Origin of the sequence: Curtobacterium sp. MMLR14_002 (genome assembly GCF_001864975.1) — a bacterium.
Lineage (GTDB): Bacteria > Actinomycetota > Actinomycetes > Actinomycetales > Microbacteriaceae > Curtobacterium > Curtobacterium flaccumfaciens.
This window is the reverse complement of the sequence record NZ_MJGT01000127.1, coordinates 118,560-128,808: the sequence shown is the minus strand read 5'-3', so window position 1 is coordinate 128,808 and position 10,249 is coordinate 118,560. Positions and strand designations below refer to the sequence as shown.

General features: G+C 74.2%; 9 protein-coding genes. 3 read left to right on the top strand and 6 right to left on the bottom strand.

Annotated elements, in window-relative coordinates; translation table 11 throughout:
- Positions 1-135 precede the first annotated feature (135 nt).
- The 4 genes from BIU91_RS17985 to BIU91_RS17970 all read right to left on the bottom strand — a co-directional run bounded on the left by BIU91_RS17985 (position 136) and on the right by BIU91_RS17970 (position 3,918).
- Positions 136-948: a fructosamine kinase family protein gene (locus tag BIU91_RS17985; RefSeq protein ID WP_071406551.1), complete on the bottom strand. Its 813-nt coding sequence runs from the start codon at positions 946-948 to the stop codon at positions 136-138.
- A gap of 107 nt (positions 949-1,055) precedes the next feature.
- The gene (locus tag BIU91_RS17980; protein ID WP_071406550.1) at positions 1,056-1,790 is read right to left on the bottom strand and encodes a response regulator transcription factor; all 735 of its coding nucleotides are present in this window, start codon (positions 1,788-1,790) and stop codon (positions 1,056-1,058) included.
- Positions 1,778-2,992 (bottom strand): histidine kinase, encoded by a 1,215-nt coding sequence (locus BIU91_RS17975; protein ID WP_071406549.1) that lies wholly within the window; start codon positions 2,990-2,992, stop codon positions 1,778-1,780. The genes BIU91_RS17980 and BIU91_RS17975 overlap by 13 nt, the downstream gene beginning before the upstream one ends.
- A 77-nt stretch (positions 2,993-3,069) precedes the next feature.
- The gene (locus BIU91_RS17970; protein WP_071406548.1) at positions 3,070-3,918 is read right to left on the bottom strand and encodes a LysR family transcriptional regulator; all 849 of its coding nucleotides are present in this window, start codon (positions 3,916-3,918) and stop codon (positions 3,070-3,072) included.
- Between the two features lie 71 nt (positions 3,919-3,989).
- Between BIU91_RS17970 and BIU91_RS17965 the strand changes: the two genes are divergently transcribed.
- The 3 genes from BIU91_RS17965 (at position 3,990) to BIU91_RS17955 (ending at position 7,465) form a co-directional block, all read left to right on the top strand.
- A complete protein-coding gene (locus tag BIU91_RS17965) occupies positions 3,990-4,895 on the top strand; it encodes a DMT family transporter (RefSeq protein ID WP_084741473.1) in 906 nt (301 codons plus the stop codon).
- Between the two features lie 71 nt (positions 4,896-4,966).
- Positions 4,967-6,553, top strand: coding sequence for a long-chain fatty acid--CoA ligase (locus tag BIU91_RS17960; protein ID WP_071406563.1), 1,587 nt, complete (start codon positions 4,967-4,969; stop codon positions 6,551-6,553).
- A 42-nt stretch (positions 6,554-6,595) separates the two neighbouring features.
- On the top strand, positions 6,596-7,465 hold the full coding sequence (locus BIU91_RS17955) for a UbiA family prenyltransferase (protein WP_071406546.1): 870 nt from the start codon (positions 6,596-6,598) through the stop codon (positions 7,463-7,465).
- Between the two features lie 66 nt (positions 7,466-7,531).
- Here BIU91_RS17955 and BIU91_RS17950 read toward each other — a convergent pair whose 3' ends face one another.
- Both BIU91_RS17950 and BIU91_RS17945 read right to left on the bottom strand, forming a co-directional pair.
- Positions 7,532-8,725, bottom strand: coding sequence for an NAD(P)/FAD-dependent oxidoreductase (locus BIU91_RS17950; RefSeq protein ID WP_253183802.1), 1,194 nt, complete (start codon positions 8,723-8,725; stop codon positions 7,532-7,534).
- A gap of 84 nt (positions 8,726-8,809) precedes the next feature.
- On the bottom strand, positions 8,810-10,057 hold the full coding sequence (locus BIU91_RS17945) for an acyltransferase (RefSeq protein WP_071406545.1): 1,248 nt from the start codon (positions 10,055-10,057) through the stop codon (positions 8,810-8,812).
- Between the last annotated feature and the right edge of the window lie 192 nt (positions 10,058-10,249).

Below are 10,249 nucleotides of genomic sequence, written 5' to 3'. Positions count from 1 at the left end.
GAGCGAGGCCGCACGGTGCGGCGACGGCACCGGGGCGGGCAACCCCGCACGGGTTGAGCGAGGCCGCACGGTGCGGCGACGGCACCGGGGCGGGCGACCCCGCACGTGGTGAGCGAGGCAGCACGGTGCGAGGGGTCAGGCGTACCGCTGCGCTGCCCGGAGCGCGGCCCCGGTGTACGAGCCGCCGAACAGGAACACGTGCAGCAGCAGCGGCGCGAGCTGGTGGAGCTCGACGCGCTCCTGCCAGCCGTCGGCCAGCCGTGACTCCCGGTCGTAGGCGGCGAGCACCGTCTCGAGCCGGGGGAGCCCGAACAGCCCGAGCAGTGCCAGGTCGGTCTCCGCGTGCCCGCCGTGGGCGATGGGGTCGATGAGCACGGCGCCGGTCGGTTCGGACGAGTCCGTCGGCCAGAGGACGTTGCCGGCCCACAGGTCACCGTGCAGGCGAGCGGGTCCGTCCCCGACGAGCGCGGGCTGCGGCGACCCGAGTGTGCCGTCCTCCACGCGCGAGGCGACCCGCTCGAGCACGGCGGCCTCGGCGTGGTCGAACCCGCCGGCATCGACGATGCGGCGGACGAAGTCGCGGATCCGGTACTCGGCGAAGAACTCGCCCCAGGTCGCCGGTGCCTGCTCGGCCGTGACGAACGGCGTGCGCGAGCGGCCCATCCGCAGCGCCGCACCGCGGGTCCACCCGGTGGGCGGTGCACCCCAGTGGTCGGCACCGGCCGCGTGCGTGTGCGCGAGGGAGCGGCCGAACCGCTCCGCCTGGGCCGCGGTGGGGGAACCGTCGGAGATCAGCTCGAGGTCGAGCACGGTCGGGCCCGGACGCCCCAGCACGCGGGCGATGCGGGTGCCGCCGGTGTCCTCGGCCTCGGCGAGCCAGGCGAGTCCGGCGGCTTCGGCTGCCGCTTCGTCCGCGGTGGTGAACGTCTTCACGTGCGTCTCGGCCATCGGTCCATCCTGCCGAGGAGGCACCGTCGCCCGTTCAGCCGACGGTCACCCGGCGACCCGGCGACCCGGCGCACCGGTCACCCGGCGCCCGGTCGCCCGGCGCCCGGTCACGCGCTCGGCTCTCCCCGCCGGGCCGCGTGCACGACGAGTGCGAGCTGCACCCGGTTCTCGACGCCGAACTTCTCGTACACGTGCCCGACGTGCGTCTTCACGGTGGCCAGGCCCACGTACAGGTCGGCGGCGATCTGCGCGTTGGACGCCCCGTTCGCCACGGCGAGTGCGACCTCCCGCTCCCGCTCGGTCAGCAGGGCGAGCAGCCGGCGTGCCTCGGTGTCGTCCGCAGCGGCATCGACCGGTGGCCCTGCCGGTGCGCCGCCCGGACCACCGGCCGCCTGGCGCGAGCGGGATCCGGCCGCGAACGCGATGACCCGGTCGAGCACGGACGGGGACAGGATCGAGCGCCCGGCCGCCACGGTCCGCACGGCCTGCACGAGTTCGTGCGGCGGGGTGTCCTTGAGCAGGAACCCACGTGCGCCGGCCTGCAGCGCTCCGAGCACGAGGTCGTCCCCCTCGAAGGTCGTCAGCACCAGGACGGCCAGGTCGGGTCGTCGGCGCAGTTCGCGTTCGGTGGCGACGAGTCCGTCGCACCGGGGCATCCGGATGTCCATGAGCACGACGTCGGGCGCGGTCGCGGCGATGACGCCCTCGGCTTCGAGCCCGTCGCCCGCTTCGCCCACCACCACCAGGCCGTCGTCGCCGCTGAGCAGCATCCGGAGCCCGACGCGCACGAGCTGGTCGTCGTCGACCAGGACGACGCGGACAGGAGCGGTCACGGGGTCCACGGCAGCACCGCCTCGACCACGTGCGTGCGTCCGTCGTCGCTGCCGGCGCGGAAGCTCCCGCCGACGAGCCGGGCGCGTTCGGCGAGCCCGCGCAGGCCGTGCCCGGCCGTGTGGACGGACGTGCCCGAGTGCGCAGGTCCGTCGACCAGCGTGTTCGACACCACCACCCGGATCGCCGGGCCGGGGACGGTCTCGACGACGACGTCGACGGGCGCTCCCGGGGCGTGCCTGCGGGCGTTCGTCAGCGACTCCTGCACGATCCGGTAGGCGTGTCGCCCCACGGCCGTCGGGACCGCCGTGCCGTCGGTGTCGACGCGCGCCCGGACGGTCGCACCGCCGGAACGCGCCTGGTCGAGCAGGTCGGGCAGGTCGACGAGCGTCGGCTGCGGAGGCGCGGTGCCGGTCACCTCGTCGCCGCCGATCGCCGCGGGGTCGCGCAACACCCCGAGGACGTCGCGCAGGTCGGTGAGCGCGGAGTGCGCCTCGGCCCGCACGACCCCGGCCGCCGCGGCGGTCTCGTCGGGGGTGAGCCCCGGGCCGCGGTACTCGAGCGCGCCGGCGTGCAGCGCGACCAGGGACAGCCGGTGGCCCAGGACGTCGTGCATCTCACGGGCGATGTGGGCGCGCTCCTGCTCGCGGGCACGGTCCTCGCGCAGCTGTTGGTCGCGTTCGAGCAGGGCAGCGCGCTCGCGCAGGGACAGCAGGAGCGCCCGGCGCTGCCCGATCGCGATGCCGACGACCACGAGCAGGGCGATGCCGACGACGCCCGCGACCAAGATCTGCCAGAGCGGCATGTCGTCGGCCGCGGGCGCCAGGACGACGTCGTAGAGCACCGTGGCACCGAGCAGCACCGCACCGGCGACGGCGAGCTCGACGGACCGGCGCCGGGTGGCGAGCGACACCGTGGCGATCGCGGCCGCCCCGACCGCCAGGGTCGAGACCGAGCTGAGTGCAGCGATGACGACCGTGATCAGCAACGGTGCCCGGTGCCGGAACGGCAGGAGGACGAGGGCGGCCAGACCGGCACCCACGTCGCCGAGGATCAGTGCGCCGACGTGCAGGTCGCTCCACCCACGGGTGTCCATCGTCGGCCACACGAGCCCCGCGGTGAGCAGCCCGGTCAGGGCCGCGACGGCGACACGCCAGGTCTGGGACCACACACGCTGCCCGAGCGGCACGGCGGGGAGCGTGGTCGAGGTCATGCCCCGAGCCTAGGGAGCCGGGTCGACGAGCGGATCCGCCGAAGGTCGGAGGTCGGCGGTCGGAGGTGCCCCGTGTCTCAGACCGCGTCCACCAGGGCCCGCGCCAACGGGTGCCACGCACGGGACGACGGCCCGCTCAGCACCAGGGTCCGTTCGAGCCGCCGGGCCATCGGGATCATCACGAGGTCGGGCGGCAGCATCCCGCGGCCCAGGGTCGGCACGATCGACACGCCCTCGCCCCGCTGGATCATCCCGAACATCGTGCTCATCTCCCGCACCCGGTGGGCGTACCGGAACGGCCGGCCGTCGAGTTCGTGGAGCTTCTGGATCTGGTACTCGCAGCCACCGCCGCCCGCCACCAGACCGTCCTCGTGCAGGTCGTCGAGGGTGAGCGCGGGCAGTTCGGCGAGGGGGTGGTCGCGGCGGATCACGGCGGCCATCTCGTCCCGCGCCACGACCACGCCGCCGTCGGGCACCGGCGACGGGTCGACGAGCACGGCGGCGTCGACGGTGCCGGCCTCGAGCCACTCCGGCATCTCGTCGTCGTCCCCCTCGTAGACCTGCACGTCGACGTCGGGCAGGGTCACCGCCCACAGCTCGCGGAGCCGCGGCAGCAGGCCCTGGCAGACGGTGGGGACGGCGGCGAGGCGCACGGTGCCGCGCGCAGTGGCGGGCCGGACCACCGCCTCCAGGGCTTCGACCGAGGCGAGCACGCTCCGGGCGTGGGCCAGCAGGCGGTCGCCCAGCGGGGTGGCGGCGGCGACCGTGCCGCGGCGCACCACGGGGCCGCCGACCTCGCGTTCGAGCCCGGCGACGGCGTGGGACACCGCGGACTGGCCGACGCCCAGCGCGGCGGCCGCCGCAGTGAAGGACCCGGCGTCGAGCGTTGCGACGAACGCGCGCAGTTGCTGGACCGAGACGGTCATGCGTCCTCCTCATGTCGGCATGAGCGACATGCGTTTGCCGCATGTCGCCCGGTGGTCCGACACTAGGCCACGTGAACGCCCTCCTCTACGCCCTCGTCGCACTGACCTGGGGATCGAGCTTCCTCTTCGCGAAGATCGGACTCGACGGTCTCGCCCCGCAGCAGGTCGCCACCGTGCGGACCGTGCTCGGTGGGGTCACGCTGGTCGTGGTGCTCCTGGCGACCCGTCGCCGGTGGCCCCGGGAGCCGCGGACCTGGGCGCACCTGGCGGTCGTCGCGGTCTTCCTCAACGCGGTGCCGTCGTCACTGATGGCGTGGGCCGAGCAGACGGTGCCGTCCGGGCTCGCGAGCATCTACAACGCGACGACGCCGATCATGACACTGGCCGCGCTCGCGGTGCTCGTGCCGTCCGAACGGCTGCGCGGACGGCAGGTGCTCGGGATCGTGCTCGGCATCGTCGGGGTGCTCGTGCTGGTCGGCCCGTGGGACGTGCTGACCGACCCGGAGGTGCTGGCGAGCGTGCCGGGGCAGGTCGCGCTGCTCGGCATGACCGCGTCCTACGGCATCGGGCTCGCCTACCTGCGCCGGGTCGCGGTGGCGAGCGTGTACGACCCGGTCACGCTGGCGACGGTCCAGCTGACGCTGGCCTCCGGGATGCTCCTGCTGGTCGCGCCCGTCATCGCGACCGGTCCGGTGCAGCTGGACGGGAGGATCGTGGCCGCGATGATCGCGCTCGGTTGCGTCGGCACGGGGCTGGCCTACGCCTGGAACACCCGGCTCGTGCAGGCGTGGGGCGCCGGTCGCGCCTCCACCGTCACGTACCTGACGCCGGTGGTCGGGGTGGCGCTCGGTGTGCTCGTGCTGGGGGAGCGGGTGCGGTGGAACGAGCCCGTCGGCGGTCTCGTCGTCCTGCTCGGGATCGCCCTGGCGTCCGGGGTGCTCGTCCGTCGGCGGGAACCTGCGGCGTCCGCCGCCTGACCGGTCCGCCGGGTCGAGCCGTAGGATCGGCGGTGACGACGACGAGGTCGTCGACGAAGACGGAGACCGGTATGCACGACACCCACACCACCCGCGCGACCGCGTCGGTCGCAGCGATCCTCGCCGAGTCGGCGGCACGCTACCCGGACGACGTCGCCGTCATCGTGGGCGACGTCCGCACCACCTACGCCGAGCTGTGGGCGCAGACCCTGGCCTACGCCGGGGCACTCCGCGCGCGGGGCGTGACCGAGGGGTCGAAGGTGGCGATGCTCGTGCCGAACGTCGCGGACTTCCCCCGCGTGTACTACGCGACGCTGGCCCTCGGCGCGGTGGCCGTGCCCGTGCACGCGCTGCTGAAGCGCCGCGAGATCGAGTACGTCCTGCGCGACAGCGGCGCGACGCTGCTCGTCTGTGCTGCACCCTTGCTCGGCGAGGGCGCCGCCGGTGCCGAGCTCGCCGGGGTCGACGTCGTGACCGTGCTCGCGCCGGCGACGACCGACGACGGGTCCGCGGCCGGCCCCGACCGGCTCGAGGCCCTGGCCGCGCAGAGCGAACCGCTCGACACCTACGTGCCGCGGCACCCGTTCGACACCGCCACGATCCTGTACACGAGCGGTACCACCGGCCAGCCCAAGGGTGCCGAGGGCTCGCACTTCGCGCTGCTCGAACAGGTCAACACCAACCTGATGACGACGTTCGACATGCACCGCGGGGACGTCCTGCTCGGCGCCCTGCCGCTGTTCCACACGTTCGGGCAGACCTGCACGATGAACACCGGGTTCCGGACCGGCGCGACGCTCGTCATGCTGCCGAAGTTCGACGGTGACACGGCGCTCGCCGCGATGGTCGAGCACGGCTGCGGCATCTTCATGGGCGTCCCGACGATGTACATGGCGCTGCTCGACGCCGCGACCCGGTCCGAGGCCCGTCCGACGCTCCGGTACGCGATCTCCGGCGGGGCGTCGCTCCCGCTGGCGGTGCTCGAGCGGTTCCAGCAGGTCTTCGACGCGCCGATCCACGAGGGGTACGGGCTGACCGAGACCTCGCCGGTCGCCACCTTCAACCACGTCGGGCAACCGCCGCGGCCCGGCACGATCGGCACGGCGGTGTGGGGCATCGACGTCGAGATCGCCGACCCCGAGGTCCGCGACGCGATCGTCATGCTGCCGCACGGCGAGATCGGGGAACTCGTGATCCGCGGACACAACCTGATGAACGGGTACCTCGACCGCCCCGAGGACACCGCCGAGGCCATCGTCGACGGGTGGTTCCGCACCGGTGACCTGGGCACGAAGGACGACGACGGGTACCTGACGATCGTCGACCGCACGAAGGACATGATCATCCGCAACGGCTACAACGTGTACCCGCGGCAGGTCGAGGAAGTGCTCGCCACCCACCCCGACGTCGCGATGGCCGCGGTCTTCGGCGTGCCGCACGCGGTCCACGGGCAGGAGGTCGAGGCCGCCGTCGTCCTGCACGCCGGTGCGACCGTCGAGGCGCAGGCCCTGGTCGACTTCGTCGCCGCCGAGATCGCCGCGTACAAGTACCCGCGGGTGGTGCACGTCCTCGACGCGCTGCCGCTCGGCCCGAGCGGCAAGGTGCTCAAGCGTGAGCTCGTCGACCGGTTCAGCGTCGAGGTGACGGCGGTTCCGTGATCCGCCCCACGACCGCGCAGGGGCGATCCGTACGCTGACCGGGTGACCGCCAGCCGCACCCCGTCGACCGCGCGTCTGCTGTTCGCGTCGTCGCACCCCGGACCCACGGTCACCGTGACCGTCCTCGCCGCGGTGATCGCCGCCGCCGTGGGGCACCCCGTGTGGCTCGTGGTGCTGGTGGCGCTGACGGTCGTCGCCGGGCAGCTGTCCATCGGGCTGGCGAACGACTGGATCGACGCGGACCGCGACCGGGCCGTCGGGCGGAGCGACAAGCCCGTCGCCCGCGGCCTCATCGCCGTCGGCACCGTCCGTGCCGCCGCGTACGCCACCGCCGGGGCCGCCGTTGTGCTCTCGCTGTTCCTGGGGCCGGTCGCCGCGGTCGCGCACCTCGTGCTCGTCGCCGCGGGGTGGGCCTACGACGCCGGGCTGAAGCGTTCGGTGTGGTCGGTGGCGCCGTTCGTCGTCGCCTTCGGGCTGCTGCCCGTCGTGTCCGTCGCGGCCGGGCCCGAGGGACAGTGGCCGGCGTGGTGGGCGATCGCCACGGGGGCCGTCTTCGGCATCGCGATCCACTGCACCAACGTGCTGCCCGACCTGGTCGACGACGCCGCCACCGGCGTGCGGGGCTTCCCACATCGCCTCGGGCTCCGCGGCGCGGGGATCGTCGCGTTCGCCTCGCTCGTCGTCGCGGCCGCCCTGGTGCTCGGCGGACAGGTGCTCGGCGACGACCCCGTGCAGGGGCTCGGGGTCGTGCTCGCGGTCCTCGGTGCCGTCGTGGTGGCGGTGCTCGCCGTCGTCGGCGTCCGGTTGGTGCTCGCAGGACGGGCTTCACGCACCCTGTTCCGGCTGGTCATCGCGTCGTCCCTCGTGCTCGTCGTCGAGCTCGGCTTCGCGGGCGCGCGACTCGTCGCCTGACGACGCGGAACGCGACTCCGCGACTGCGCCGGTGCGCCGGTGCGCCTGTGCGCCGGACGTGAGCCGTCAGGCCCAGCGCATCGCGTAGAGCCGGGCCAAGCCGTGCGCGGTCGGCAGGGACAGGGCGGTTCGGAGCAGCGCCTCCCGGCCGGTCGCCGTGACGGGGCCGAGCGGACGGCCGAGTGCCATGTTCGCCTCGGCCTGCCGAGCCGCGCGGCGGGCGGCTGCCTGGCGGCGGGCGGCGTAGCCCGGCCACGGACCGGCCGTGCCGGTGCGGACCGCTCCGGCGAGCAGCGGCGCCAACTCGGCGGCGTCGAGCCACCCCAGGTTCATGCCCTGCCCGCCGATCGGACTGATCTCGTGGGCGGCGTCCCCGACGAGCACGGCTCGGCCGACGCCCACGCGGTCGGCGGTGCGGCGGCGCACCCGGAACCCGCTCGTCATCGAGCAGGTCGCGGGGTCGGGGACGACACCGGTGCGTTCGGCGACGAGCGTGGCCAGGCGTGCGACGACCGCGGGATCCGGCGTGCTCGTCCAGCTGCCCTCGGCCGAGGCGAACGCGTCGTCGTCCGGCACCAGGGCGACGTACCGGCGACGCGCACCCGGCAGCGGGAAGGACTCGACGACGCCGTCCGGGCCGACGTCGACCAGGGCGGACGACCGGGCCGACGGCGCCTCGGGATCGGCGAAGTCACCCATCACGTAGCGGTCCGGGTACTCGCGCCCGGTGGTGCCGATGCCGAGCAGGTCGCGGACGGCGCTCCGGGCACCGTCGGCCCCGACGACGAAGGCCGCACGGACCGTCACGGTGTCGCCGTCCGGTCCGGTCCCGGTGGCGTCGACGTGGTCGGTGTGCCGGGACAGCGCCGTCAGGGTGGTGCCGGTCCGCAGAGCGCTCGGTGCGCTGGCCCGGAGCCGGTCGCGGAGCAGGGACTCGGTGCGGTGCTGGTCGAGAGTGGCCACGTACGGGTGGGTCGGCGACGCGCGGTCGAAGCGCAGGGTGCCGAGGGTCCGACCGCGGCTCCGGGCCACGCCGGCGTGCACCAGTGACGCCTCGGCGAGCACGGCGGTGTCCAGGCCGATCGCGGCGAACGCGTCGAGGGACGGTGGGTGGATGCCGATGGCGCGCGAACCGGTCGGCGGCTCGGCCCGTCGTTCCCACACCCGGACGTCGACGCCCTGCGCCGCCAGGAGTGCCGCCAGGAACAGTCCGACGGGGCCGCCGCCGACGACGAGGACGTCGACGCGTTCGATGGGCACGGGGCGAGCCTACGGTGACCGATCGCCGCGGCGTTCAGTGAGCAGAAGGCGTCGGGTCAGCGGGCTGTACTCGACGTCTTCTGCTCACTCGATGCGCTGCGCGGGCGCGGGCGCTGCCGCGGGCGCGTGCGCGAGCGCGGGCGTGGCAGGCGCTGCGGCCCTGCGACCCGCGCGGAACCGAGCGCGGAACCGCTCGACGGGCACCTCGACGGCGTAGGCGGCACCGATCGACACGATCACCACCGCGCCGACCAGGCCGACCGTGCCCCAGGCGCCGATCGCGAAGGTGCCGAGCAGCGCGATCACCAGCGGGTGCCAGAGGTACGCCGAGTACGAGACCCGGCGGCCGAACCACGACACCGGCGTCCAGGCCAGGGCGGCGGACACGGGGGAGCGGACCGAGACCAGCCCGCCGATCGCCACCGCCGCGATCAGCCCGGTCAGCGGCAGCACGATGCCGAACGTCGACGCGTGCTGGGTCCAGTCGTCGTCGATCCAGAGCAACACCCCGACCAGCAGCACGAGACCGAGCCAGGTCGCGACGTGTCCGAGGACTCCGGCGGCCCGCACGCGCACCCGTTCGTCGTCGAGCACCAGGGCCAGCGCGCAGCCGATCGCGAGCGGCACGACCCCGAGCACGGGCGAGAAGTAGACGTCGGGCGTGGCACCGCCGCTCGGGCTGCGGTAGCTCGCCCACGACGCCGCCGACGCCCCGACGACCAGGACCCCGAGCCCCGCCAGGAGCCAGCGGCGGCGGACCCGGAGCGCGGCGAGCAGGACCAGGACCGGCGGCCACACCAGGTAGAACTGCTCCTCCATCGACAGGCTCCACGTGTGCGCGAAGACGCCCTGCGCGGTGTCCCAGAAGGCGCGGAACAGGTTGCCCGTGTAGGTCAGCGCGATGAACGCCGCTTCGCCGGACGACAGCGAGGCGCCCTTGTAGTCACCGACCCAGTTCCAGAGCAGCAGCCCGACGACGACGAACGCGAGCAGTGCCGGGTACAGGCGGAGCAGCCGCTTCACCCAGAACGAGCCGAGGCGCACCCGCCCGGTGCGACGCCGTTCGCCGAGCAGCAGCGTCGTGATGAGGAAGCCCGACAGCACGAAGAACACCGTCACGCCGATGAAGCCGCCCTCGAACTGTGGCACGTGCAGGTGGTACAGGACGACGACCAGGATGGCGAGGGTCCGGAGTCCGTCGAGCGCGGGTGCGCGGTGCGTCAGCGGGGGTGGCGGAGCCTGCTGCGTCCCCGCCCCGGAGCGCTCCGGGGCGGCCGTGCGGTGCTGTGGCTGCGCCTGCGTCGGCGCGTGGGTCAGCGTGGTCGTCGCCATGGTCCCTCCCCGCGCTGCTCGGTTGCGTGTCGCCGACCAGGGTCCTCCTCGCGGGTAAGAGGAGTCTCAACGAGCGGGGCGCACCAGGCTCGTCAGCGCCGACGCCGAACGACAGCGTCGACGTCGTTCGTTGCACGCGCGCGCTGTTGCGAAGCGCGCGCGGCGACCATGTCGCTGTCGTACGACAGCGAC